The sequence below is a fragment of the Rhodococcus sp. DN22 genome, from assembly GCF_036669995.1.
Taxonomy (GTDB): domain Bacteria; phylum Actinomycetota; class Actinomycetes; order Mycobacteriales; family Mycobacteriaceae; genus Rhodococcus_F; species Rhodococcus_F erythropolis.
In genome coordinates this window covers 5,702,955-5,725,552 of record NZ_CP133326.1, presented here as the reverse complement: position 1 = coordinate 5,725,552, position 22,598 = coordinate 5,702,955, and the positions used below count along the sequence as shown (strand labels likewise).

Below are 22,598 nucleotides of genomic sequence, written 5' to 3'. Positions count from 1 at the left end.
GGCAAAGCCTTTCAGATCGTTTGGGGTGCGGGCTGAAGATGAATCGGGGTGAACGAAGTGGTGGCGTCGAACCAGCCGCTGTGGGGGTCGTCCTGACTTCCGTTCCAGACTGTGGTCGACGAGGTAGCGCCTAGATCGTGAAAAGTGCTTCGGTAGAACAGAAGCGGATCCTTGCCACTCGACTGAGCGTCGACGATCTCGCCGATGAAGATGATGTGGTCACCGCCGTCGTACTCCCTCCACGGGACGCACGAGATGGTTGCTGCGGCGCCGTCGAGCAGGGGAGCGGTCGGTCCGTCGATCCACCTCGGTTCGGTGCGCTGCGGTCGGCCGGCAAAATGCATGGCCGTGTCCACTTGGTCGGAGGCAAGGATGTTGACCGCAAACGGCGCGTTGCCGAGGTAGCCGCACGCCTTGGACTTGCGAGTCATCGTGATCTGGCACAGCCGTGGTTCCAGGGAAATGGCCGTGAATGCGGTGACCGTGGCTCCGTGTGGTTGACCGTCGGCATTGGTACAGGTGATGACGGTGACGCCGCTCGCGAATTGACCGAAGATTCCTCGAAGCTGATTTTGTTCCATGACCGGACCTCCTTGTCGGATGGCGGTTGAGTGAGAGTGCCGCGAAGTGCGGGAGGGAAGTAGTGGGCGACTCGCGCCGGGAGTGAAGACGAACGTACGGCGGGCGCAGGCTTCGGTCGATCCGTACAGCGCGGTGGCTATCCGGATTGCGCACCCGATCGCGGCCCGTACCCGTTTTCTCTTGGAAGTGACCGGGGACACAGTGTTCAATGATGTTCAGCGCCCTTGCTCGGCAATGTGGCTGGTCACGGGTCTGGAAGGTGAAGAAGGACGATGGTCGACTCCATGATCGGTACAGCTCCCCGCGACTGGGACGAGGCGTGTCATGCGGTTTCGGACGCCTATTTTCCGCACACGCTGACGCCGTTGTCTCGGCATGCGGCCAGTGGAGTCGGGGTGTGCACCACCGAGTTGGGACCGCTGAGGATCGCTCATATTCGGTGGGGAGCTGACGTCGCCGTCGAATCCGATCATCCCGGTGCCTATGGGGTGAACATCCCGCTCTCGGGCGAGCTCGAGTCGGTGTTCGCGGGCTCGCACGTGCTCTCGACGCAGGGTGTTGCGACGGTATGTCCACCCGACATCACGACGAGAATCACGCGGTGGAGTGCGGACTGCGAGATCGTCGGAGTCCGGATGGACCGTCAGTACCTCGACCGTGAGATGGAAAAGGTTCTCGGTCGACCCGGAATGCACTTGCCTGATCAGGTGGATCTTCGGGGCGACGACGGAGCCAGATGGCTGAAATTTGTTCGCTCACTGTCGGATCAGATACTCGGCCCGGTCGGCGTGCTGCACAACGAACTGGTGGCAGGTCAGCTCTCCGGCGCCGTGGTCACGGCATTCGTCCTTGCCGCAATGCCCGAAAGCGAGGACGCGGTGCGACACGCCAGGCCACGTATCGTCAAGCGGGTGCTCGACGAGATGCACGACGACCCGGCCCGCGTGTGGACCGCAGCCGAGATGGCGGAGGTGGCGGGCGTCAGCGTACGGAGATTGCAGGAGGGATTTCGGCAGTACGTGGGCCGGAGTCCGTCGGAATGCCTGCTCGACATCCGTCTCGAGCGGGTCCATGCAGATCTGGTGGATGCCGACGACTCGACGACGGTCACCGATGTCGCTGTGAGATGGGGTTTCACGCACACCGGACGGTTCGCGTCGTCCTTTCGGCGTAAGTACGGATTGCTGCCTTCCGAGGTGTTGAGGCGCTAGCTCCGGTACCCCATGTCCGCGCTGAGCTGATTCGCCTTCTCGACAAGGAACGGCGCGACGTCGGCGCGGAAAGCTTCCGGGGATGTTCGTCCGGCCGAGGTCGAACACGCTGTCACTCCGACGACGCTTCCACCGGCGTCGCGGACGGGAGCAGCGAGGGAAATCAGGCCGTCTTCCAGTTCCTCCGATGTGAGCGCGTATCCCTGCTCGCGCACCACCCGGAGGGCGGTATGGAATGCGCCTTCGTCGGTGATCGTGGTGGGTGTGAGGGCGTCGAACGTGGAGTTCGCGATGACGTTGTCGACGATTTCGGTTGGCGCCCAAGCTAGCAGGGCTCGACCCATGGAGGTGGCATATGCAGGCACTCTGGTGCCGACGCTGACGTTGATGCTCATGATCCGCCGGACGGGTACACGCGCGGCGTAGACCACGTCGACACCGTCGAGCACCCCGAGCGACGCCGACTCGTGGGTGTGTTCTGCGATCTCCAACAGACGAGGGAGCGCCGCCTCCGTCAAGGCATGTGATGCCGAGAAGTGCTGCCCGATGCTCAGAACGCGTGGGGTGAGCGACCACCGACTGTTGTTGCCGGTGACGTATCCGAGCTTCTGCAGCGTGAGGAGGATGCGCCGGACCGCTGGGCGGGAGAGACCCGTTTCGGCGGCAAGATCGGCGAGCGACGGGTTGGGGTTCTTCTCGTCGAAGGCCGTCAGCACAGCAAATCCACGCTCGATGCTCTGGATGTAATCGCGATCGTTCTCGCTCACGGAATGGCCTTTCATCTGCGGGTATGCCCGATCGGCGCCTTCGAAGGTTGACAAACCTTGTGACTGGGCGCACAGTACAAGCGTACGCACAGCGTAACCGATGTACGCAGAGCGTACAACCCAAACTTGGGGAGCCGACGCAGCCCAGCAGTACGGCACCCACCCGGTAACAGCCACATACGGCCCCGAGGAGGACCACATGACCACTTCCGAGAGCCCCACCGCAGTAGGTTCGGGTACTGCCGCCACCGACAAGTTCCTCCAGGAACGAGTCAGCGCGGACACCCCGCCCGAACGCGTCTCGGCCATCGCCAAGGACGTGCTCGAGGCACTCGCAGGCGTCATCGACAAGCACGGCATCACCTACCCCGAGTACCGCGTCCTCAAGCAGTGGCTCATCGACATCGGCCAGTTCGGCGAGTGGCCCCTGTGGCTGGACGTCTTCCTCGAGCACAACGTCGAGGAGGTCGCGTACCGCGGCCAGCACGGCACCAAGGGAAGCATCGAGGGCCCGTACTACGTTGCCGATGCCAAGACGTTGCCTGCCAAGTGTGAACTTCCGATGCGTGACAACGAGGTTGGATCGAAGCTGGTCTTCGAGGGCCAGGTTCGCGATCTCGACGGCAAGGGGTTGGGCGGTGCAACCGTCGAACTCTGGCACGCGGACGACGAGGGCTACTACTCCCATTTCGCGCCGCACATCCCCGACGGCAACCTCCGCGGAACGATCGTCGCCGACGACGAGGGACGCTTCGAGATCACCACGATTCAGCCTGCGCCGTACCAGATCCCGACCGACGGCCCCACCGGCTGGTTCATCGAGAAGGCCGGCTGGCACCCGTGGCGTCCGGCTCACCTGCACCTCATGGTGAAGGCTCCCGGTAAGCGCACCATCACCACCCAGCTCTATTTCAAGGATGGAGAGTGGATCGAGAACGACGTGGCAACGGCGACGAAGCCCGAACTGATTCTCGATCCGAAGCCAGGTGCCGACGGAACCAACCGGGTCACATACGACTTCGTGCTCGATCCGGCCTGATCCACAACTGCTCTGAAGAAAGTGATTTGATGACAGACCTGTCGATCGTCTCCATCGAGACGACCATCCTCGACGTTCCGCTGGTTCGCCCCCACAAGTTCGCCACCACGTCGATGACGGCGCAGCCGTTGTTGCTGGTCGCGATTCGCACCTCCGACGGGGTGATCGGATACGGCGAAGGAGTCGTTCCGGGCGGGCCGTGGTGGGGTGGCGAATCGGTGGAGACGATGCAGGTCATCATCGAGAAGTACATCGCGCCGGTGGTGGTCGGCAGGCGCGTGGATCACATCACCGCGATCATGGCCGACATCGAAAAAGTTGTTGCCAATGCACGATTCGCGAAGGCCGCAGTCGACGTGGCGTTGCACGACGCCTGGGCGCGTAGCCTGGGAGTCCCCGTGCACACGCTCCTCGGCGGGGCTTTCCGCGAGAGTGTCGACGTCACGTGGGCACTGGGTGCTGCGCCGGCGGACGAGATCATCGAGGAAGCTCACGAAAAGCTCGAATCCCGGCTCAATTTCAGCTTCAAACTCAAGATGGGAGCACTCGATCCAGCAGTCGACGTTGCGCGCATCGTCAACATCGCGCAGGCGCTGGACGGCCACGCCGGAGTCCGTGTCGACGTCAACGCACGGTGGGATCGCTTCACTGCCCTGCGGTACTTGCCGCAACTCGCCGAGGGTGGAGTCGAACTGATCGAACAACCCACTCCGGCAGACCAAATCGAGGTCCTCGCCGAACTCAGTAGGCTTCTACCGATTCCGATCATGGCCGACGAGAGTGTGCAGACCCCACACGACGCTCTGGAAATCGCCCGCCGGAGCGCCGCCGATGTCATCGCCCTCAAGACCACCAAATGTGGTGGCCTCCAGCGCAGCCGCGACATCGTCGCGATTGCCAAGGCCGCCGGTATCGCGTGCCACGGTGCGACGTCCATCGAAGGCCCGATCGGCACCGCCGCTTCGTTGCACTTCGCGTGCGCCGAGCCCGGAATCAACTTCGGAACAGAGCTTTTCGGCCCACTGCTCTTCAGTGAAGAGTTGCTTCAGGAACCCCTGAAGTATTCCGAGGGTCAGTTGCACCTCCCCGCCGGACCTGGCCTGGGAGTCGAACTGAACATGGACGCCGTCAAGACCTGGACCAGGAACTAGAGGATAGAAGAACATGGCACTCTTTCACGTTCGGATGGACGTCGATATTCCGCGCGACCTGGATCCGGAAGTACGCGCCGATACCGTCGCAACGGAGAAGGCGTACTCGCAAGACCTTCAGCGACAGGGAAAGTGGGTGCATCTGTGGCGAATTGTGGGACAGTTCAGCAACATCAGCATCTTCGATGTCGAGTCGGCTGACGAACTCCATGAGATTCTCTGGAACCTGCCCCTGTTCCCGTACATGACCATCGAGGTCATGCCGTTGACGCAGCACGGATCTTCGATCAAGTAGCCCGCCATGTCTGCCGTGTCTGCCAGGCCTCCGAGCCTGCCGGAATCTGTGCAGCAGTGGCACTGCGAGATGTCGGAGACCTTCGGTGGCCTGTGCCCCGAGAGTTCCGTCGATGCCGCGCCTGTCGGTACGGTCAGCGGCGTAAGTCTCGGGGATGTAGGCGCTTTCGACATCTCCGGTTCACCGCAGATACTGCGGCGGAGCGCACGCGCAGCAAAGCGACACGGTAGTGATCTGCTCAAGATCTGCACGGTCCGAACCGGGAGCGCGATACTGCGCCAATCGGACCGCGAGTTGACGGCCCCGCCCGGCGCGATGATTCTCTACGACGTCGAGCATTCGTACGCGCTGCGTTTCGACGGTCACTGGTCGTGCACCGTCATGACCCTACCGCGCAGTGCGGTGAGTCTGACCGAGCGAGAACTGAATTGCGCGCTCGAGCGCACCCACGACGGTCGGCGTGGGTCCGGTGCATTGCTGGAAAATTTCATCTCGGGCGCTGTTGCATCCCAGGTCGACGGCAGCGCAGCCGGGCTTCTCGGAGATGCTGGAGTCAATCTCGCTTCGGCAGTTCTGATGCAAGGATCTGCGCCCGCGACACCCGGACGTTCGACGCGAGAGGAGATCTTGCGATATGCGCTTCGGAATCTCGACTCACCAGACCTCTCGGTCGCGTCGATCGCCGGTGCGTTGCACCTGTCGCCGCGAACCGTTCAGCGTCACTTCGGTGACGGGGATCTGACCCTCAGTGCGCTGATTCGCCGCGAACGGTTGATCCGCGTACGCCGCGATCTCACCGACGTCTCACTGCGGGGTCATTCGATCTCCATCCTGGCCGCACGATGGTGTTTCCATGACGCACCAGCGTTTTCGCGTGCATTCAAAGCGGAATTCGGTGCGGCGCCGTCGGAAGTACGTAACTCGCCTGATCCGAACGCCCGCGAACGTCACTGATCTGTCGCATCCGAACAACAAACGTGTCCGATCACGACAACTGGGAGCCCGAATACCGGGGCAGAGTGTGTTCCAGATCGCTTTTCAGGCTCGCGAAGAGCTCAGGTCCACGAACAGCGAGGACCGCAGCGAAAGCTACGAATCGAGGAACGCATGACGAATCTGCTCGCTCATCAGCAATGGCACGGAAAGATTTTCGACGGCCAATGGATCGACGGAGGCGGTGACACCGTCGAGTCGCTCGAACCGGCTACCGGCGAGGTGCTCGGTGTGATCGGCACGGCGACTGCTGCGGATATCGATCGAGCGGCACACATCGCGTCGGCCGCGCAGCCGGCGTGGGCGGCGACGATCGGGCAGGCTCGCGCTTCGGTGATCCGTAAGGCAGCGCAGATTTTGGAAGCCGAGCGAGCCGAGGTGGAGCGCTGGTTGATCCGTGAAGGTGGTTCCGTACCAGGGAAAGCCGCATTCGAAGTTGATCTTGTCATCTCCGAACTGTGGGAAGCCTCGGCGCTGCCGACACAGCCGTTCGGGCACCTCCTGCCCGCCAGCCAGGAGGGGCGCACGAGCATCGGTCGCCGGGTGCCCCTGGGTGTGGTCGGCGTGATCAGCCCGTGGAATTTCCCGCTTCTCCTCGCCATGCGCGCTGTCGCCCCCGCCTTGGCACTCGGAAATGGCGTCGTTCTCAAGCCGGATGTTCAAACCGCGATCAGCGGGGGTGCGGTCATCGCGGAATTGTTCACGTCCGCAGGTCTTCCCGAAGGCCTCCTGCATGTGCTCGCCGGTGACGCGGCACCTGGTCAGGCATTGTGCGAGAGCCCGAGCATCGCGATGGTGTCCTTCACGGGTTCGACCGCCGTCGGCCGTCAGGTCGGGGCAACTGCCGGTCGCACGCTCAAGCGTGTCTCGCTGGAACTGGGTGGGAACAATGCGCTGATCGTCCTCGACGACGCAGACCTGGATGCCGCGAGCTCGGCGGGCGCGTGGGGTTCGTTCCTGCATCAGGGGCAGGTCTGCATGACCGCAGGCCGCCACATCGTGTTGGAATCGGTCGCCGATCAGTACCTGGACCTGCTGGCCAAGCGCGCAGCGGTCCTGCCGGTCGGGGATCCCAATACAGGCGACGTCGCTCTCGGACCGCTCATCAACGCGCGGCAGATTGCGAACGTCGATCGAATCGTCCAGGGCACCAAGGCGGCCGGCGCCGAAATCCGCGCCGGTGGAACATACGAAGGGCTCTTCTATCAGCCGACCGTCCTGGCCGGAGTCACCTCGGACATGCCCGCGTTCCGTGAAGAAATCTTCGGGCCCGTGGCGCCCGTCGTGATCGTCAAGGACGAAGACGAGGCAGTCAGGACGGCCAATGACAGCGAATACGGTCTGGTTGCTGCCATTCAAACACGATCGGTTGAACGCGGCGAGCGGATCGCGGACCGACTGCGTACCGGCATCGTGCACATCAACGATCAGACTTTGAACAACGATGCCTATGCACCATTCGGTGGCACGGGTGCCTCCGGAAACGGCGCGAGATTCGGAACTCAAAGCAGTTGGGACGAATTCACCACCTGGCAGTGGCGAACCAGCCGGCCAGCAGCGCAGACCTTCCCCTTCTGAAGCCGAAAGGCACTCCGATGCACACCATCTCGGCTCACGATCTTCCCATCGTGTTGCAGGACGGCGAATTCGAACTGCGGATGCGAGAAGAAGGCGACATGATCGTCAACTTCGTCAAAATCCCTGCTGGTGCAGACTTCGCCGAACCGTTCGCGCAATTGGAAGGCGGGCGCTGTCAATGTCCGCACTACGGATACGTCTTGAAAGGAAGGATCTACACAGATTCCGAAGCAGGTCGGCAAACCTACGATGCCGGCGACGTGTTCTACTGGGGCACCCGGTCACGTTCCCGGAGCGATCGACGACTCGGAGTATGTCGACTTTGCTCCCAAGGCTGAATTCCTCGAACTGATCGACGGAGTGCGTAAGGCGATGGGCGGCTGAGCTGTTCGGCCGCCGCCGAGGTCAGCGTATTCCGTCGCGACGTAGTGCGACGGACACTGCGGCAGAGCGAGTATCGACACCGAGTTTGGCGTAGATGTGCCCGAGGTGTGTTTTCACCGTCGCTTCGCTGATGAAGAGTGCTTTACCCAGCTCGCGGTTGGTCATCCCCTCGGCGAGCAGGCTGAGCAGTTCGGACTCACGGGCGGTGAGCGCTTCCTGCGGGCGCTGCATCTGCTGGACAAGACGAGAGGCCACAGTGGGAGAGAGAACGCTGCGCCCGGCTACCGCGCCGCGCACCGCGCCGAAGATCTCGTCGGGCGTTGAGTCCTTGAGTAGGTAACCGATGGCACCGGCGTCCACGGCCCGCACGACGTCGGCGTCGGTGTCGTACGTCGTGAAAACCAGTACGGGAACATCGACACCGTCGCTTCGCAGGCGTTTGATCGCTTCTGCACCGTGCATGCCGGTGCCCATGTCCAGATCCATCATCACCAGATCCGGTAAGGCCGACGGTATCGCCGTGGCCGCCTCCTCGCCGGACGATGCTTCGCCGACTACTTCGACGTCCGGCTGAGTGTTCAGCAGCGCTCTCAGCCCGGCTCGCACGACCAGATGATCGTCGACGAGGAACACGCGAATGGTGGTGGTCACCGGATCCTCCGTTCGAGAGGGAACTGGGCCGCGACGACGGTGCCGTCTCCCGGTGCACTTTCCACGGTGAACGATCCGCCGAGCTGTGCGACGCGGCTTCGCATCGCACGCAGGCCGTATCCACCGTACCGAGAATGGTCGGCGAGCTTTCCCGGATCGAAGCCGACGCCGTCGTCGAAGATGTCTACGGAGACGGAGTGGTCGAGATACGTGATCGTCACGCCCGCCGTTTCGGCGCGAGCGTGGCGGGCGATGTTGGAGGACGCGCTCGAGACCACTCGCACGACGGCATGAGCTACGTCCGAGGGCAAGATGACGGCTTCACCGACGGTGCGGATCCGAACGGCCGGGACGAACTGGCGGGCGGCGGCCACGACCAAGGCGTCGAAGTCGCCCGTACCGCCCTTGGTCGGCGCCAGATCGTGGACGAGGTCGCGACTCTGCATCAAGCTCGTTCGGATGTTCTCTGCTGCGGCATCGACATCGGCTCGAGACGGCGAACCCGTTGTATTCCACGTTTGTTCGGCTGCCTCGAGCCGTAGAAGGGCGCTCGCCAGTCCCTGGGTAACGGTGTCGTGGATTTCGCGCGCGAGGCGCTCTCGCTCAGCGGCAACGCCGGCAGCGCGTTCGGTATCTGCCAATGCAGATTGCGCTTCTGCTACCTGACGCAGAAGCCGAAGGCGTTCTCGGGCATCTCGTTCCATCTGCCCGTACGCGGCCGCGACCAGTGCCGCGGTGCACAGCGGCCCGAGAAGTGTCACCAATTCGGCACGACCGGTGACCCGGTAGAACGCGATACCGGCGAGGACGCCCAGGATCCCGACGAGGGGGTAGGCGATCTTGCTCGGATACAGACGAATGCAGAGGAAGAGAACGGGAAACGCACACCACGCGAAACTCGGGGCAAGCCAGACCAGCGCTGCCCATGCGCTCAGTACCGGCCACATCCACAGCCGTTGGCGAACCACATCTCGCGAGGACACCGTGGCCATGACGGCGTAGAGCAGGGCGAGGACCACGGCCAGGACGAGTACAACCCCGAACCGACCGCTGGTCCCGTGGACTGTGACGTACCGAACTCCCGATGTAGACAGCAGTACGAAGAACGACGCGTGGATCGCATACGCCAACGGGCCGCGTAGGCCGCGTTCGGCGTCGGCGTTCATGGCTCCGTTACTCATCCCTCGAATGTTACGGAGGGCACCAGACCGTCGTATCAACCATTCGGATGATATCCGGGTAGCCGTAGGGGGCACGGTTCGTCACCCGAGCGCCCGATGTGCGCACCCGCCCCCGGACGCGACGCTGTAGTGGACGGTTTCGAACCATTCGATTGAAAGTGTGCCCGACATGAACCACCGCATTTACACACGACTTCCCCGTACGCTCGCTGTCGCCGTTCCGGTTGTCGCAATCCTTGCCAGCGCCGCATGCTCGACCACCGACACACCGGTGGCGAACGCATCGAGCACGACGTCGATTACTGCCACGCAGCAGCCTGCCGCGACCGGTGATTCGGCGATTGTCACTCAGAATCGACTCAGTGCCGACGCAGCAGTGAAGGCTGCTGGTGCGGCCCTGGCGAAATGCCGCGCCGACGGTCTCGGCTTCGTCACCGTCTCCGTCGTAGACCGCGCGGGAAATGTCATCGCCATGGTGCGCGGCGACAACGCAGCCCAGCACACGGTGGAAGCCTCACGCGAGAAGGCATACACCTCTGCAGCTTTCGGAGCCGACACCAGTGACCTCTCGCAGCGTACCAAAGGCGAAGGATCAACCATCGCCGACCTTCCCGGCACTCTCTTCCTTGCAGGTGGAGTCACATTGAAGGCTGGAGCCGGGTCGATCGCCGGTATCGGTGTCGGTGGCGCTCCAGACGGAATGCAGGACCAAGCGTGTGCTGCCGCAGGTCGTGATGCGATCGCTTCGTCACTCGGCTGAGTGAGCGCATTCAGCGTGCTTCGTGAATTGTGCTTTTCACCACCTGGATTCGCTCGGCACGACAGTTGTCCGATTGTTGCGATGACCTCGACTTTGTAACACCGGAGCCCCAGGAAAGGGACAAACACGTCGACAGTGGAACCGACGATGCACTTACCGAAGCGAGTTTCTTGATGCGCAGTTTCGGGGAAAGACACAACCTTGCAGAGAATCAGATTCACGTTGCCCGAACGCAATACACGGCGGGTGCGGGTGCTCGTAGCGGCGTTGTTGTCGATATTCCTGCTCGGCGGTATGTTAGGTCCGACCGCTGCGAGTGCTACTCCGGCGCGCTCGGCGCCATGGGGTGGGTACGACGAGTTGTGGGTCCCGTCTTCGATGGGAAACATCAAGGTTCAGGTGCAGTGGGCCGCGCGCGGTGGCAACGCCGCGTTGTACCTGCTCGACGGTCTTCGCGCGCAAAACGACAGAAATGCTTGGAGTTTCGAAACGAACGCACTCGATCAGTACCGCAATGACAACATCACGTTGGTGATGCCGGTCGGCGGTGAGTCGAGTTTCTACACGGATTGGTACGCGCCGTCCAATTTCAACGCTCAGCCGATAACGTACAGGTGGGAAACGTTCCTCACCCGCGAGCTTCCGGACTTCCTTGCAGGGTATGGCGTTTCACCAACCAACAATGCGATCATCGGGTTGTCGATGGGCGGCAGTGCCGCGTTGAACCTGGCGGGGCATCATCGGGATCAGTTCAAGTTCGCCGGCTCGCTGTCCGGCTACATCAATATCTCGGGTCCGGGTATGCGTGAAGCGATCCGCGTAGCCATGTTCGACGCCGGCCGGTACAACGTCGATTCGATGTGGGGCCCGCCGTGGTCATCCGGATGGCTTCGCAACGACCCGTTCGTCAACGCGGAATCGCTTCGCGGACTGTCGATGTACATTTCGTCGTCCAACGGCATCCCGGGACCGTACGATCATCCCTCTGCGCCGATCGATTACTTCCACACGGCGACGGGCATGGGGCTCGAGGCGCTCTCGTGGGTGCACGCGCGTGCATTCGAAATTCGCCTGAAATCCTTGGGAATCCCAGCGACGTACAGCTTTCCGCCCGCCGGAATTCACTCGTGGCCGTATTGGTCTGCTGAATTGTGGATGGCCAGAGGACAAATCCTCGACACCATGAACGCCTGGTGAAGCTGTAGTTAGGATCTCTCCGGACTTGCTCTCGATCGAAAGTCCGGAGAGAACTCGCTCAGAAGGCGATGATTCCACGGAGGTTGCCACCGGCATGCATGTCGGCGAAACCGTCGTTGATCTGGTCGAGGGTGTATCGGTTGGTGATCAGTCCGTCGAGTTCGAGCTTGCCGCTGGTGTAGAGATCGATCATCCAGGGAATGTCGGCGGTGGGATTGGATGCACCGAACAGGGATCCCTGAATTCTCTTCTGGTACAGCGTGAGTTCCATCAGGCTCACGGGAATTCCGACGTCCGTCATCTTCCCGAGGCCGGTGACGACGCAGGTTCCTGCCTTGCGGATCGACGAGAATGCCTGCGCGACATGTTCTCCGGTGGTGACACCGACGGTGACGATGGCCGAATCCGCGCCCTGGCCGTTGGTGAACGAGCGCGCTATGTCGGTGGCTTCCTCCATGGTGGCCACGGCATGGGTGGCGCCCAACTTCAATGCACTGTCGCGCTTGAACGCAACCGGGTCCACCGCGATCACGTGGGCGGCGCCGGCATGCGAGGCGCCCTGCACCGCGTTGATTCCGATTCCGCCGACGCCCATGACGATGACCGTCTGCCCGGGATACACCTGAGCGGAGTTGACCGCGGCGCCCCAACCGGTTCCGACGCCGCAGCCGAGCAGACACAAAGCGTCGAGTGGCAGGTGCTTGTCGACTTTCACAGCCGAGAGAGTGCTGACCGTGGTGTATTCACTGAAGGTGGACAGGCCGCAGGTTTGTGCGACGGGCTGACCGTCGAGAGACATTCTGTAACTCGAGGTTTCGCCGGGTCTGCTGCCAGTCATGATGGCGGCGCCGTTGTCGCAGAGGTTCTGGATTCCGCTTGCACACCAACGGCAACGGCCGCAGGCGGCGAGGAACGAGAACACGACATGATCGCCCTCGGACCATCCTTCCGTGTTCGGCCCGACCTCGACGACGATTCCGGCGCCTTCGTGTCCGCCGCAGATGGGGTAGCGGCCGACTCCGTGGTCGCCGCTGGCGATGTGATCGTCCGAGTGGCACAGGCCTGAGGCGACCATTTTGACAGTGAGTTCGCCGCTGCGGGGTGAATCGAGTTCGAGATCGACCACCTCGTATGTGCCTGGTGCTTGGCGAATGACGGCTCCACGAGTGCGCAAGGTATCTCCTGAGGTCAGAGTTGTTCTTCGGCTTCCTCAGTTGTCTACTCGAGAGTTCAGGACGGGCTCGAGGCCTATCTCACTGATCGGACGTTTCGTATCTTTCAGACTCGTCCGGGGTGCGTCCCAAGATGGCGAGTTGCAGTTCGGTGAGCAGTCGCGTATCCGGCTCGTCCAACGAAATGCCCATGATCTGTTCAGCGCGCCGAATGCGGTAGCGCAGCGTGTTCGGATGTACTTTCAGAGACGAGGCGGCCTTCTTCACATCCCCGAAAGCTGTCAGGTAGGCCGTGAGCGTGAACTGCATGTCAGAGGTGTTCTTGTCGTCGTAGGAGACGAGTCTGTCGATACGAGGGTCCCGCAATCGCTCGTGATCAGCAACGAGGTCGAGTATCTCGCCCAGCAACACCGCGGTGCGTGACGCCGCGAGTGTGGTGACCTTCGAGGTTTCGTGATCATCGGTGGTATCGAGCACGCGGTCCACTTCTCGACGCGCCTCGGGTACGCCGTGCAATCGCGCGATCGGGACCGCGACGGCGGCGCGCACGCTGATGCCCGCACGGGCCTCGACTACTCCCACGGTGTCGTAAGCCCAGTCGCTGATCGCGACCTCGTGTTCGGCCTGAGGAAACAGCACGTAGATCCGGTTGTCGATGATCGTTGTGACCGCGTCGCTGCGGAATGCGCTGGCGCGCAGGCGCAAGGCGTTGGTGATTCGATCGAGATTCGATCCGGGCGCGAGTGATGTCGCAAATCCGATGACCGCAGACGGTCCGTCGGTGTTGATGCCGAAGGAGCCGGCCAGCGAGTGCATGTCGACTCCGCCGGAGCGAACGCCGAACAGCCTTTGCAATTGGGCATTCTCGCGGCTGGAGGCGTCCAAGGTTCGCATGAGAATGCGTGCGGCGACTGCCGCTGCACCCCGCAATACCGCTTGGGCGTCGTCGGAAAGAGGTTCAGAGGCGCGCTGCACCCAGATGCTGCCGAGATTGTGTTGGTGTGCAACAGAACCCGTCGGCGCTGACAGGTCCGGGCGGGTGATGCTCACAGCCAACCTGTGCGCGGCTCCGATGCTCGGCTCGGAGGGCAGACTGATGACCTCGTCCGATCGCCTGAGATGCTCGAACACGCCTCTGCGCTCTATCCATTCGGTGTATTCGATCGGCCACTCCCGGCCCAGTATGGAGAGCTGACGGAGTTCGTCTTCACCTTCGTGAGCAGCTGAATATGCGATGACATGGAGTGCCGTGTCGTCGATCGTCACGAGTCCGCCGGTCAATTCGGCGATCGTCTCCGAGAGCGCGAACAGATCCGAATCGCCACCGGCCACAGCTCCTGAGACGGCCCGCGAACGGTACATGCTCTGTGTCAGAAGTCGTTGTACGAGTGAATAGACGTGTCCGGAACTAGCCTGCGGATGTACCGCGGCCACTGCGATTCCGATGTTGCGTGCGGCGGTGAGAAGCGTCGTCGCCTCGCGCGCATTCTTGACGAGCAAGAGCTTCGGACGACGCCTCGCCGGCCTGCCTTCGAACTTTCGCAACCACTGCGTCAACGTCGATTCGGGAACCCCCACGGGGAGGTAGATGTCGGAGATCGCACCACGGCTGTCGGTGCCGTCGATATCGGAGGACTCGACGAGGGCGATCGAACGGATTTCGACATCGAGTCCGTCCGGGCTTTCCAGAAGCTCGATCACGGACTTGTCCGTGGAATGCATGAGGGCGCCGAGGGTGGTGCCGACACTCGGCCCGTTATTCCTCGGACCTGTCGACGCTTGCGGGAGGGCTACAGAAAGTGGCTGCACATTTGCTCCTCGGCCGGTGGGTCATTACAGGCTAACCCCGACAGACGAAATGCAGAATAAGGAAATAGGGGACAAATCTATTCGTCAGGCATGGTGATGCCGAGTTCCTGCACCTTTTCGGCGACTGCCTCTGGAAAAACGTTCTTGAACAGATAAAGGTCTTGTCCGATCACCCAACCAGGTGCCAACGCTGTCGCATATCGCTCGAAGTATCCGAGTTGTTTACCGAAAAGAACCAATTCCTCGGGACTCGCAACACCCCACTGCTTGCCCAACTGAATCAGTGCCATGATCAATTCACTGAGCTTGAGTTCACCGAGGTCACGGCCGAGAATCGGGGCCAGAGCCGTTGCGACCTGCATACCGAGCTGATCGTCGTCGACTTCGTAGTCGGTTGCATATCCCAAGGATCGAATTCCGCGGGCGACACGGGCGAAATCACCGTCGATGAGGGTGGCTCGGAACATGTCGGAAAGAATGGATCTCCAGGTCTCGGGAAGGACGCCGACGATGCCGAAGTCGAGCATCGCTATCCGGCCGTCGTCGAGGACCCACAAATTTCCCGCGTGTACATCTCCGTGGAACGGACCGTGAACGATGACTGATTCGAGCCAGACCTTCACTCCGCGTCGGATCAGCATGCGGGCTTCGTCGATGCCGTCCGGACCGGCGACGAACCGATCCAGTGGAACGCCGCGCATGCGTTCCATACAGATGACGCGGGGACCACAGTAGTCCCAGTACACCTCCGGTGTCGTGACTCCTTTGTTGTCACCGAATGCACTGATGTTGTTCCGGAAAGTGGTTTGCCGGTCGGCCTCGACCGCGCTGTTCAACTCCGTCATCGTTGCGTTGTGTAGATCGCGAATGATGGCGGTGGCATTGGCAATTCGAAGGAACTCGACAAACTTCTCGAGGATGTTCGCGCCCCAGTACGCCGCCCTCAGGTCGATCAGCATCCGCGCATAGATGTCCGGACGCTGGATCTTGATGACCGCCTCTCGGCCGTCGTGCAGAACGCACGCGTGTACCTGCGCTACCGATGCGGCCGCGAGAGGTACGTCGTCGAATTTCGCGAACAGGTCGTCCACGGAGTATCCGAGGTCTTCGTGCACGACGCTTCTGGCCTGCTCGGCCGGGAAAGACGGAACGTCGTCGAGGCAACGTAAGCATGCATTGGCGACGGGGGCGGGGAACAGGCCTGACGACGACGCGACCAGTTGCCCGAGTTTGACGAAGGTGGGACCCAGCGCGATGAAGCCGTCGACCATCCCGTCGGAAGCAGCGTCCGCCCAGGTGCGTCCACGCTTGCGGAAAGGCCACACGATCAGTGCCAGCATGATCGACGTGGACAACACGACGGCGATGATCGCGGAACGCCACAACTGGGCGAGGCCGAAGCGTTCGAGGTCCGGCATGCGGACTTCGAGGGCAGTGGCGGGCACTCCTGACGAGTACGGCCCGACAGGTCGCGTTGGATCCAGCACAGCTCTCCCTCGTTCAACGAGCGCATCCAGCATTTTGCCGTGAGATCACTTACGCGACCCCTTCCGTTAGTCAGTATGCCAAGTCACACATAACTGCCGGAACCGCCTACGCGTTCAGCCTACGATCGGTGAATGCGTGAGCACTTGATCCCGATCGGTGAGGTTGCAAAATCGTTCGGAATTGCGGCGTCGACCTTGCGTTATTACGAGGACGAAGGACTGCTGTCCGCGCGGTCGCGAACTGGCGGTAAACGCTGGTACGGGCAGCGTGAGCTGCGCCGGCTGGCATTGATCCGGATGTACACCGAGACGGGAATGTCCTTGGAACAGGTGCGGTCCTTCATCGAAACCGACACCACGTCCGACCAGTTCTCCACGGTTCTCGCAGATCAAGTGTCGACACTCGAGGCACAGATCGCCGCTGCTACGCGAGCGAAGCTGATCCTCGAGCATCACCTGACGTGTCGGCAAGAGCGTCCGATGCAGTGCCCGTGGTTGCTCGAGCAGCTCGACATTCGTGTCGAAGCGGCGCTTGACTTCAAGTTCACTTGAACCTTCATAGTTAGGGCGCACTTACCGCCCTACCCGGAGGTTGACCATGTCGGCACGACGATGGCTGCCGCTCATCGCCGCATGCATCGGAACTTTCCTGTTACTGACGTACGCCACGATCACAACGATCGCGGTGCCGGCCATCGCAGTCGGTTTGGACGGCAGTACGGGCGCGATGTCATGGGTCGTCGACGCCTACACGCTGGCTCTTGCCGCGCTTCTTGTGGGCATGGGCGCACTCGGCGATGCGTGGGGGCGCAAACGCCTCTACATCTGCGGACTGGTCGTGTTCCTGGTTGCAACGGCCGTGTGCGCGATTGCTCCGGACGTCACGGTTCTGGTCGTTGCTCGCGGCGCGCAAGGAATTGCCGGTGCGGCGATGTTCGCGACGCTCCTGCCTCTGCTCGGCGACGCATATTCGGGCCGCGATCGGCACGTGGCATTTGCCGCGTGGGGTGCCGTCGCTGGATTGGCGGCGGGAATCGGCAATGTTGCAGGAGGGCTGCTGACGCAGTTCTTCGACTGGCGTGCGGTCTTCTATTCCGGAATCCCCGTGGCCGCAGTCGCGCTCGCAATGGCTGTGTTCTGTTTCGCCGACAGTGAGCGCGGCGACGACAACATCGACTGGGCCGGAATCGTTTTGTTCACCCTCGCTGCCGTTGCCGCGGTTCTCGGCGTGACGTGGGGCGGCGACATCGGGTGGGCTTCGTCGTCGACAGCTCTTGCCTTCCTGATCGCAATCGGTGCGCTGACGGCGTTTGTGTTCTGGCAGCGTCGAGGCAGCAGTCCGATGCTCGATCCGGCATTGTTCCGATCCCTGAAATTCGACGGCGTCCTCGTCGCTGCGTTCGGGTACTACCTCGCGGCCTACGGCCCGCTCGTAGTCCTTTCACTGTGGCTGCAGAACGGGCTGGAACTGTCGGCATCGGCGGCCGCACTCGTGCTCTCGATTCAACCGCTCGCTTTTGTCTTCGTATCGGCCTTGTGTGGATCACGGCTTCAGCGAGTCGACCTTCGACTGTCGCTCGGATTCGGGACGATCCTTTGCGGAATCGGTTGCGTGGCCATGCTGTACGTTCTCACCGAGCCGGTCTGGCCCGCACTGATCGCCGGGCTGATTCTGACCGGTGTCGGTTCGGCGATGGTGTCGCCGGTGCTGCCGGGTGCCGCGATGTCGGACGCCCCGGCAGAGCGCGCCGCGACGGCTTCGGCAACAGCCAACTCGTCGCGTCAACTCGGGCTTGCCGTCGGAATTGCGTTGTGCGGCTCGCTCTTCGTCGGTCCGGACGAGTTCGCCTTGCTGTGGCCGTTGGTCTTCTGTGCCGGCGTCGGAATGCTCACGGGTTTGGTGTCGATCCTTCTCTTTTCTCGTTCGTCAACTCCTGCAACAGTTCAACCAATCGCCGAAAGGGCACACACATGACCACGCTGTTCACTCCACGACCGCACCGGCGTATCGAGATGGACTGGAATCGCCGCAGGTTCCTCGGCGCTGCAGCAGGATTGGCTGCTGCGCTGGCAGCGACCGGTTGCTCGCGTTCGGACGCAGACGCCGGGGGCGAAGGCGATGCAGGCTGGTCCTTCACCGATGATCGCGGCAATCTGATCGAATTGGATTCACCACCAAGGAGATTTGTCACCTACACCGGTATCGCGGGTGCTCTGTGGGATTATGGACTGGTGCCTGTCGGAGTTTTCGGGGCACTTACACGATCGCCGGGATCAACGGACACCAGCATCTCCGGCAATTTGGATTTCTCGAAGACCGAGATGGTCGGGCAGCTCTGGGGACAAGTGGAACTCGAGAAGATCGCTGCGCTGGAGCCGGACGTCGTCATAGTCCCTCAGCTGCGTGGTTCGGCACTACTCGACGAGGCGAACTTGGATGCGGTGAAAGGCTTGTCGACAGTACTGTTCGTGGAAACGGCAGCAGGAACCATCGACCGAGCCGTGCAAGAGATCGTGGAACTGGCCGTGGAACTCGGGGCGGACCAGGATATGGAGGCTCAGCGAAAAGACTACGACGCTGCGCGTGCACGGATCTCCGAAGTTGCTTCTTCGCTGAATAATTCACAGGTTTTGTTCGCGTCCGCAGATCCGGACACGATTCGTGTCAGTCGTTCGGGCTTCCCGATCCTTGCAGATCTGGCGGGATTGGGCCTTGCCGTCGTCGATCCGGCCGAGGGATCGTCGGTCTACGTCGAGAAACTGGCTTGGGAGATGGCGGACCACTATCCGGCCGACATGATCTTCCTCGACGATCGCCCGTCCAGTTTGCAACTGGATACGCTCGGCGCCAATCCTGCGTGGTCCAACTTGTCCGCGGTGAAGGGGGGGAAGATCGGCACCTGGAATCCGGAACCCGTGCTCAGTTATGCCGGGATCGCCCGTACGTACAACGATCTGGCTGACCAGCTGCTGGCATTCTCACATTCCTGACCGCCGCGTCGTCTACGACGTATGGACCTCTTCACCGATCTGTCTGCTCGAGTTGATTCCCTCGATTGGCCTGCGCTGATCGAGGGAATCGACTCCAGTGGGTGTGCCCAGACGACGCCGATACTCGACGAGTCGGAATGTCGCGAAATTGCTTCCTGGTACTCGGAGGTCGACCGGTTCCGGAGCACCGTCGACATGGCTCGATACCGCTTCGGTCAAGGGGAGTACCGGTACTTCGGTGATCCCGTACCGGAGCCGATCACGGCTATGCGATCCGCCTTCTACCGACACCTCCTGCCCGTGGCGCGGGAGTGGGCGTTCAAGCTGGGCGAGGGTGCACCGTGGCCGGATTCTTTCGAAGAATGGATCGATCAGTGTCACGACGCCGGTCAGAATCGCCCTACCCCGATCCTTCTGTCCTACGGACCTGGTGACTGGAATGCATTGCATCGGGACTTGTACGGAGAGTTGGTGTTTCCCTTGCAAGTCGTGATCGGGCTCGACAGACCTCGCATCGACCACGTCGGCGGCGAGTTCTTGCTCGTGGAACAGCGGCCGCGCGCCCAGTCGAAAGGGACGGTGACAGTTCTCGAGCAAGGTCACGCGTTGATCTTCACCACGCGGGATCGACCGGTGCAGAGTTCTCGCGGGTGGTCGAGAGCCCCTGTGCGACATGGTGTCAGCGTGGTGCACTCGGGTACGCGTCGAACATTGGGATTGGTGCTTCACGATGCCGAGTAAGACGTACATTCTCCGCGACGCTCGCAACAAACCCTACGAGAGTTCGACGCCCGGTGTGCTTGGCGGGCACCGGAAAACGAAGATCTACGGGCGACTCGACTGTCGAGGGGCCGCGCAGGCAATCGCGCGTGGCGGGTATGTCGCCAGTCGGGTGTTCTTCGCGGACGAGCCGACCGCGATTGCGGCCGGCTATCGCCCCTGTGCCGTCTGCATGCCCGAAGGTTACGCAGCCTGGAAGGTAGTTGCTACGCGCCGAAGCGGTCGCGGTACTCCTTCGGAATGAGCGGCTTGTCGCCGCGGACCTTCAGCTGCTGGACAGCCCAGGTATTGCCGTCCGGGTCGGCGAATCCGAAGAAGGTGCCCCCGTCACGCTCGTCGAAGACGGTGACTTCACTGGCATCGACGCCGCGGCCGATGAGCTCTTGGCGAGCCGCTGCAGCGTCGGCCACGACCAACTGCAATCCCTTCAACGAACCAGGGGTCATCTCGGTCTGCGACGGCAGGTTCCCGATGACGATCGAGCAGCCCGAACCACGCGGAGTGAGCTGGGCGACCGTCATGTGTTCGTTGACGGTGTGGTGGTCGAGATCGAAACCGACCTTGTCACGGTAGAACTCGATGGAGCGGTCGAGGTCACTGACGGGAACGATGACTACTTCGAGGGTCCAGTCCATGAAACTGCCTTTCGCTGAGGAGGTTCGGGCAAACAGGTGGTCAGAGTTGCGCGACGATCTTGTCCAGGCGTTCGTAACCTTCGGTGACGCCGAGCTCCATATTGCTCTCGATCATTCCGTCTCGCGCTTCGAGGCTCGGATATACGGAATGGCCGGAGAGGCGGGTGCGTCCGTTGCCCAGATCCTCGAACGTGATCGATTCGATGCTGACGACGTCGGGAAATCCCTCGTATTCGAAGGTCTGGATGGCAAAGTCGTTCTCGCGAACGACGTGAAATACACCGTTGAACCGGAACTCTTCGCCCTCGGGGTTGCGATGGACGTACTTGTATCGACCGCCGCTCACGAACTCGTATTCGTCGATCTCCATCTCGTATCCGTTGGGGCCGAGCCACTGCTTGACCAGATCGGGATTCGAATGAGCTGCGAAGACGGCACTGACGGGTGCGTCGAATTCGCGGGTGATGTCGATGTACGGCACGCCCTCAGGAGCCGTGATGGTGACGGGATTGGTGGTAGCCATGGCTAAGTCTCCTTCTGTGTGGTGCTGAGTAGGTGATCGAGCTTGCGGAACTGTTGTTCGTGGATCAGTCGATAGCGGTCGATCCAGGCGGTCAAAGCCTCGAGAGTTGCGGCGTTGAGATGTACCGGCCGCCTCTGGGCTTCGCGGCTGCGAGTGACCAAACCCGCGGCTTCGAGTACCTGAATATGTTTGGAGATGGCCTGTTTCGTGATCTCGAACGGCTCGGCCAACTCGTTGACCGTTTGGGGGCCGGTGCTCAGGCGGGCGATGATCCGCCGTCGTACCGGGTCGGCAAGCGCCATGAACGCTTTGTCGAGACGCTCGTCTGCCCCTGGATCCACGATCACTTGTCAACCATCTCCTTTATCAACCAACCTGTTGATTACGATACGAGCCCATGCCGAGGGTGTCAATGCTTCGAAACCGATTAGCGTGGAAACCATGAACGCTCTGATTCCTCGGCCACGATTGGAAGTGGCGCCGGGGGCGATCCTCGTTCCGGATTGGCTCAGCGTCGAACAGCAACGCTTCTTGGTGGCCGAGTGCCGACGGTGGGCGACCGCACCCGTACCGATGCGCTCCGCTGTTGTCCCTGGTGGGCACAAGATGTCGGTGCAAACAGTCTGTCTCGGTTGGCATTGGCAGCCGTACAAGTACACGCGCATCGCCGACGACGTGAACGGTGCGCCTGTCGCAGCGGTGCCTGACTGGCTCGTCGATCTCGGCCGGGCCGCAGTTGCCGCTGCCTATGATGATCCGACTGCGGGGGAGCGGTACACGCCGGACACCGCGCTGATCAATTTCTACGACGAGGGCGCTCGGATGGGAATGCACCAGGACAAGGACGAGCGCTGCGACGCTCCCGTCGTCTCACTGAGTGTCGGGCAGAGTTGTGTCTTTCGATTCGGGAATTCCGAGAACCGGAACAAGCCGTACACCGATGTCGAACTCCATTCGGGTGATCTCTTCGTCTTCGGTGGAGAGTCTCGGTTCGCATATCACGGAGTGCCGAAAGTTATTGCGGGAAGTGCAAGTCCCGACATAGGTCTGCCGTCCGGACGGTTGAACATCACGCTGCGCGATACCGGAATGTCGTGACTGTCTCACCCCTGCTGTGCCACTGGTGCAGCAGGGTCGAAGTCTGCGCTCGAAGGTCCGTCCCCGACCATCTCGATCAACTCGGTCGACGGTGGAGTTGGCAGCGTGCGCCAGCGCTCTCGTTCGAGGTTGTGGGGTTGTGTCTCGTTCATGCCCTCATTATCGACTTCCGGCTCCGATCCACCAGTCGGGGATGGGCCGGGTGCAATTCGGTAGGCCGTTGAGCGCCCCGCTCTCTCGTCGACATCCTCGGACCTCAGCACGTCGACGACAGTTCGGGTCGCGGCACGGGTCTGGGGAGGTTGGTGGGTGGA

At 61.8% G+C, this 22,598-nt stretch carries 26 protein-coding genes; 15 read left to right on the top strand and 11 right to left on the bottom strand.

Annotation, left to right across the window (positions count from 1 at the left end):
- Nucleotides 1–11: 11 nt before the first annotated feature.
- A complete protein-coding gene (locus tag RA302_RS26415; RefSeq protein ID WP_007729773.1) occupies nucleotides 12–581 on the bottom strand; it encodes a flavin reductase family protein in 570 nt (189 codons plus the stop codon).
- A gap of 273 nt (nucleotides 582–854) precedes the next feature.
- Here RA302_RS26415 and RA302_RS26410 point away from each other — a divergent pair, with 273 nt between their 5' ends.
- Complete coding sequence (locus RA302_RS26410; protein WP_007729772.1) at nucleotides 855–1,793, top strand: AraC family transcriptional regulator; 939 nt, start codon at nucleotides 855–857, stop codon at nucleotides 1,791–1,793.
- Here RA302_RS26410 and RA302_RS26405 read toward each other — a convergent pair.
- On the bottom strand, nucleotides 1,790–2,560 hold the full coding sequence (locus RA302_RS26405) for an IclR family transcriptional regulator (protein ID WP_003939932.1): 771 nt from the start codon (nucleotides 2,558–2,560) through the stop codon (nucleotides 1,790–1,792). The two genes, RA302_RS26410 and RA302_RS26405, sit on opposite strands and share 4 nt — an antisense overlap.
- 199 nt (nucleotides 2,561–2,759) lie before the next feature.
- Between RA302_RS26405 and catA the strand changes: the two genes are divergently transcribed.
- The 6 genes from catA (at nucleotide 2,760) to RA302_RS26375 (ending at nucleotide 8,000) form a co-directional block, all read left to right on the top strand.
- Nucleotides 2,760–3,599, top strand: a complete 840-nt coding sequence (gene catA / locus RA302_RS26400) for a catechol 1,2-dioxygenase (protein WP_003940427.1) — start codon at nucleotides 2,760–2,762, stop codon at nucleotides 3,597–3,599.
- Nucleotides 3,600–3,628: 29 nt separating this feature from the next.
- The gene (locus tag RA302_RS26395) at nucleotides 3,629–4,750 is read left to right on the top strand and encodes a muconate/chloromuconate family cycloisomerase (RefSeq protein ID WP_003940572.1); all 1,122 of its coding nucleotides are present in this window, start codon (nucleotides 3,629–3,631) and stop codon (nucleotides 4,748–4,750) included.
- A gap of 13 nt (nucleotides 4,751–4,763) precedes the next feature.
- Nucleotides 4,764–5,045 carry a muconolactone Delta-isomerase gene (gene catC, locus RA302_RS26390; protein WP_003940264.1) on the top strand — a complete coding sequence of 94 codons (282 nt, stop codon included), beginning with the start codon at nucleotides 4,764–4,766 and terminating at the stop codon, nucleotides 5,043–5,045.
- A 6-nt stretch (nucleotides 5,046–5,051) separates the two neighbouring features.
- A complete protein-coding gene (locus RA302_RS26385; RefSeq protein WP_030536464.1) occupies nucleotides 5,052–5,999 on the top strand; it encodes a helix-turn-helix domain-containing protein in 948 nt (315 codons plus the stop codon).
- A gap of 153 nt (nucleotides 6,000–6,152) precedes the next feature.
- The gene (locus RA302_RS26380; RefSeq protein WP_030536465.1) at nucleotides 6,153–7,616 is read left to right on the top strand and encodes a benzaldehyde dehydrogenase; all 1,464 of its coding nucleotides are present in this window, start codon (nucleotides 6,153–6,155) and stop codon (nucleotides 7,614–7,616) included.
- A gap of 249 nt (nucleotides 7,617–7,865) precedes the next feature.
- Nucleotides 7,866–8,000, top strand: coding sequence for a hypothetical protein (locus RA302_RS26375; protein ID WP_256261881.1), 135 nt, complete (start codon nucleotides 7,866–7,868; stop codon nucleotides 7,998–8,000).
- Nucleotides 8,001–8,021: 21 nt separating this feature from the next.
- On the opposite strand, the gene RA302_RS26370 is transcribed toward RA302_RS26375, so the two are convergent.
- Both RA302_RS26370 and RA302_RS26365 read right to left on the bottom strand, forming a co-directional pair.
- The gene (locus RA302_RS26370) at nucleotides 8,022–8,651 is read right to left on the bottom strand and encodes a response regulator transcription factor (RefSeq protein WP_030536466.1); all 630 of its coding nucleotides are present in this window, start codon (nucleotides 8,649–8,651) and stop codon (nucleotides 8,022–8,024) included.
- Nucleotides 8,648–9,817, bottom strand: coding sequence for a histidine kinase (locus tag RA302_RS26365; protein WP_030536467.1), 1,170 nt, complete (start codon nucleotides 9,815–9,817; stop codon nucleotides 8,648–8,650). Before RA302_RS26365 ends, RA302_RS26370 begins: the two co-directional genes overlap by 4 nt.
- Nucleotides 9,818–10,001: 184 nt before the next feature.
- On the opposite strand from RA302_RS26365, the gene RA302_RS26360 reads away from it, so the two are divergent.
- Together RA302_RS26360 and RA302_RS26355 are read left to right on the top strand one after the other, a co-directional pair.
- Complete coding sequence (locus tag RA302_RS26360) at nucleotides 10,002–10,592, top strand: heme-binding protein (protein WP_003940245.1); 591 nt, start codon at nucleotides 10,002–10,004, stop codon at nucleotides 10,590–10,592.
- Between the two features lie 294 nt (nucleotides 10,593–10,886).
- Nucleotides 10,887–11,789 carry an alpha/beta hydrolase family protein gene (locus RA302_RS26355; RefSeq protein ID WP_228232592.1) on the top strand — a complete coding sequence of 301 codons (903 nt, stop codon included), beginning with the start codon at nucleotides 10,887–10,889 and terminating at the stop codon, nucleotides 11,787–11,789.
- A 58-nt stretch (nucleotides 11,790–11,847) separates the two neighbouring features.
- On the opposite strand, the gene RA302_RS26350 is transcribed toward RA302_RS26355, so the two are convergent.
- The 3 genes from RA302_RS26350 to RA302_RS26340 form a co-directional block, all read right to left on the bottom strand.
- The gene (locus tag RA302_RS26350; protein ID WP_030536469.1) at nucleotides 11,848–12,963 is read right to left on the bottom strand and encodes an NDMA-dependent alcohol dehydrogenase; all 1,116 of its coding nucleotides are present in this window, start codon (nucleotides 12,961–12,963) and stop codon (nucleotides 11,848–11,850) included.
- 79 nt (nucleotides 12,964–13,042) lie between these two features.
- Nucleotides 13,043–14,683 carry a helix-turn-helix domain-containing protein gene (locus RA302_RS26345; protein ID WP_030536470.1) on the bottom strand — a complete coding sequence of 547 codons (1,641 nt, stop codon included), beginning with the start codon at nucleotides 14,681–14,683 and terminating at the stop codon, nucleotides 13,043–13,045.
- Between the two features lie 164 nt (nucleotides 14,684–14,847).
- Nucleotides 14,848–16,257, bottom strand: coding sequence for an AarF/UbiB family protein (locus tag RA302_RS26340; RefSeq protein WP_030536471.1), 1,410 nt, complete (start codon nucleotides 16,255–16,257; stop codon nucleotides 14,848–14,850).
- 132 nt (nucleotides 16,258–16,389) lie between these two features.
- Here RA302_RS26340 and RA302_RS26335 point away from each other — a divergent pair, with 132 nt between their 5' ends.
- From RA302_RS26335 to RA302_RS26315, 5 genes are read left to right on the top strand one after another with little or no spacing between them, the layout of a single operon-like run.
- Nucleotides 16,390–16,809, top strand: a complete 420-nt coding sequence (locus RA302_RS26335) for a MerR family transcriptional regulator (RefSeq protein ID WP_021345761.1) — start codon at nucleotides 16,390–16,392, stop codon at nucleotides 16,807–16,809.
- Between the two features lie 46 nt (nucleotides 16,810–16,855).
- The gene (locus RA302_RS26330; RefSeq protein WP_030536472.1) at nucleotides 16,856–18,232 is read left to right on the top strand and encodes an MFS transporter; all 1,377 of its coding nucleotides are present in this window, start codon (nucleotides 16,856–16,858) and stop codon (nucleotides 18,230–18,232) included.
- Nucleotides 18,229–19,248, top strand: a complete 1,020-nt coding sequence (locus tag RA302_RS26325) for an ABC transporter substrate-binding protein (protein WP_030536473.1) — start codon at nucleotides 18,229–18,231, stop codon at nucleotides 19,246–19,248. Before RA302_RS26330 ends, RA302_RS26325 begins: the two co-directional genes overlap by 4 nt.
- Before the next feature lie 21 nt (nucleotides 19,249–19,269).
- Nucleotides 19,270–19,989 carry a 2OG-Fe(II) oxygenase gene (locus tag RA302_RS26320; RefSeq protein ID WP_030536474.1) on the top strand — a complete coding sequence of 240 codons (720 nt, stop codon included), beginning with the start codon at nucleotides 19,270–19,272 and terminating at the stop codon, nucleotides 19,987–19,989.
- Complete coding sequence (locus tag RA302_RS26315; RefSeq protein WP_030536475.1) at nucleotides 19,979–20,272, top strand: Ada metal-binding domain-containing protein; 294 nt, start codon at nucleotides 19,979–19,981, stop codon at nucleotides 20,270–20,272. The genes RA302_RS26320 and RA302_RS26315 overlap by 11 nt, the downstream gene beginning before the upstream one ends.
- On the opposite strand, the gene RA302_RS26310 is transcribed toward RA302_RS26315, so the two are convergent.
- Genes RA302_RS26310 through RA302_RS26300 form a run of 3 tightly spaced genes read right to left on the bottom strand, consistent with a single transcriptional unit; the run spans nucleotide 20,235 to nucleotide 21,533 of the window.
- Nucleotides 20,235–20,663 carry a VOC family protein gene (locus RA302_RS26310; RefSeq protein WP_007729747.1) on the bottom strand — a complete coding sequence of 143 codons (429 nt, stop codon included), beginning with the start codon at nucleotides 20,661–20,663 and terminating at the stop codon, nucleotides 20,235–20,237. The genes RA302_RS26315 and RA302_RS26310 overlap by 38 nt on opposite strands.
- A gap of 40 nt (nucleotides 20,664–20,703) precedes the next feature.
- Entirely contained in the window at nucleotides 20,704–21,186 is a 483-nt protein-coding gene (locus RA302_RS26305; RefSeq protein ID WP_003940319.1) for an SRPBCC family protein, read from the bottom strand.
- A 2-nt stretch (nucleotides 21,187–21,188) separates the two neighbouring features.
- Complete coding sequence (locus tag RA302_RS26300) at nucleotides 21,189–21,533, bottom strand: metalloregulator ArsR/SmtB family transcription factor (protein WP_003939956.1); 345 nt, start codon at nucleotides 21,531–21,533, stop codon at nucleotides 21,189–21,191.
- Between the two features lie 94 nt (nucleotides 21,534–21,627).
- On the opposite strand from RA302_RS26300, the gene RA302_RS26295 reads away from it, so the two are divergent.
- Nucleotides 21,628–22,284: an alpha-ketoglutarate-dependent dioxygenase AlkB gene (locus RA302_RS26295; RefSeq protein WP_030536476.1), complete on the top strand. Its 657-nt coding sequence runs from the start codon at nucleotides 21,628–21,630 to the stop codon at nucleotides 22,282–22,284.
- 5 nt (nucleotides 22,285–22,289) lie between these two features.
- Here RA302_RS26295 and RA302_RS26290 read toward each other — a convergent pair whose 3' ends face one another.
- Complete coding sequence (locus RA302_RS26290) at nucleotides 22,290–22,436, bottom strand: hypothetical protein (protein WP_020723613.1); 147 nt, start codon at nucleotides 22,434–22,436, stop codon at nucleotides 22,290–22,292.
- Nucleotides 22,437–22,598 lie beyond the last annotated feature (162 nt).

Excerpts from the sequence above, each read along its gene's own strand:
- RA302_RS26330 (WP_030536472.1), top strand. The coding sequence starts at position 16,856 with ATGTCGGCACGACGATGGCTGCCGCTCATCGCCGCATGCATCGGAACT.
- RA302_RS26415 (WP_007729773.1), bottom strand. The coding sequence starts at position 581 with ATGGAACAAAATCAGCTTCGAGGAATCTTCGGTCAATTCGCGAGCGGC.
- RA302_RS26380 (WP_030536465.1), top strand. The coding sequence starts at position 6,153 with ATGACGAATCTGCTCGCTCATCAGCAATGGCACGGAAAGATTTTCGAC.
- RA302_RS26395 (WP_003940572.1), top strand. The coding sequence starts at position 3,629 with ATGACAGACCTGTCGATCGTCTCCATCGAGACGACCATCCTCGACGTT.
- RA302_RS26295 (WP_030536476.1), top strand. The coding sequence starts at position 21,628 with ATGAACGCTCTGATTCCTCGGCCACGATTGGAAGTGGCGCCGGGGGCG.
- RA302_RS26305 (WP_003940319.1), bottom strand. The coding sequence starts at position 21,186 with ATGGCTACCACCAATCCCGTCACCATCACGGCTCCTGAGGGCGTGCCG.
- RA302_RS26320 (WP_030536474.1), top strand. The coding sequence starts at position 19,270 with ATGGACCTCTTCACCGATCTGTCTGCTCGAGTTGATTCCCTCGATTGG.
- RA302_RS26410 (WP_007729772.1), top strand. The coding sequence starts at position 855 with ATGGTCGACTCCATGATCGGTACAGCTCCCCGCGACTGGGACGAGGCG.
- RA302_RS26335 (WP_021345761.1), top strand. The coding sequence starts at position 16,390 with ATGCGTGAGCACTTGATCCCGATCGGTGAGGTTGCAAAATCGTTCGGA.
- RA302_RS26315 (WP_030536475.1), top strand. The coding sequence starts at position 19,979 with ATGCCGAGTAAGACGTACATTCTCCGCGACGCTCGCAACAAACCCTAC.
- catC (WP_003940264.1), top strand. The coding sequence starts at position 4,764 with ATGGCACTCTTTCACGTTCGGATGGACGTCGATATTCCGCGCGACCTG.
- catA (WP_003940427.1), top strand. The coding sequence starts at position 2,760 with ATGACCACTTCCGAGAGCCCCACCGCAGTAGGTTCGGGTACTGCCGCC.
- RA302_RS26310 (WP_007729747.1), bottom strand. The coding sequence starts at position 20,663 with ATGGACTGGACCCTCGAAGTAGTCATCGTTCCCGTCAGTGACCTCGAC.
- RA302_RS26345 (WP_030536470.1), bottom strand. The coding sequence starts at position 14,683 with ATGCATTCCACGGACAAGTCCGTGATCGAGCTTCTGGAAAGCCCGGAC.
- RA302_RS26355 (WP_228232592.1), top strand. The coding sequence starts at position 10,887 with ATGTTAGGTCCGACCGCTGCGAGTGCTACTCCGGCGCGCTCGGCGCCA.
- RA302_RS26360 (WP_003940245.1), top strand. The coding sequence starts at position 10,002 with ATGAACCACCGCATTTACACACGACTTCCCCGTACGCTCGCTGTCGCC.
- RA302_RS26385 (WP_030536464.1), top strand. The coding sequence starts at position 5,052 with ATGTCTGCCGTGTCTGCCAGGCCTCCGAGCCTGCCGGAATCTGTGCAG.
- RA302_RS26290 (WP_020723613.1), bottom strand. The coding sequence starts at position 22,436 with ATGAACGAGACACAACCCCACAACCTCGAACGAGAGCGCTGGCGCACG.
- RA302_RS26325 (WP_030536473.1), top strand. The coding sequence starts at position 18,229 with ATGACCACGCTGTTCACTCCACGACCGCACCGGCGTATCGAGATGGAC.
- RA302_RS26365 (WP_030536467.1), bottom strand. The coding sequence starts at position 9,817 with ATGAACGCCGACGCCGAACGCGGCCTACGCGGCCCGTTGGCGTATGCG.
- RA302_RS26375 (WP_256261881.1), top strand. The coding sequence starts at position 7,866 with ATGCCGGCGACGTGTTCTACTGGGGCACCCGGTCACGTTCCCGGAGCG.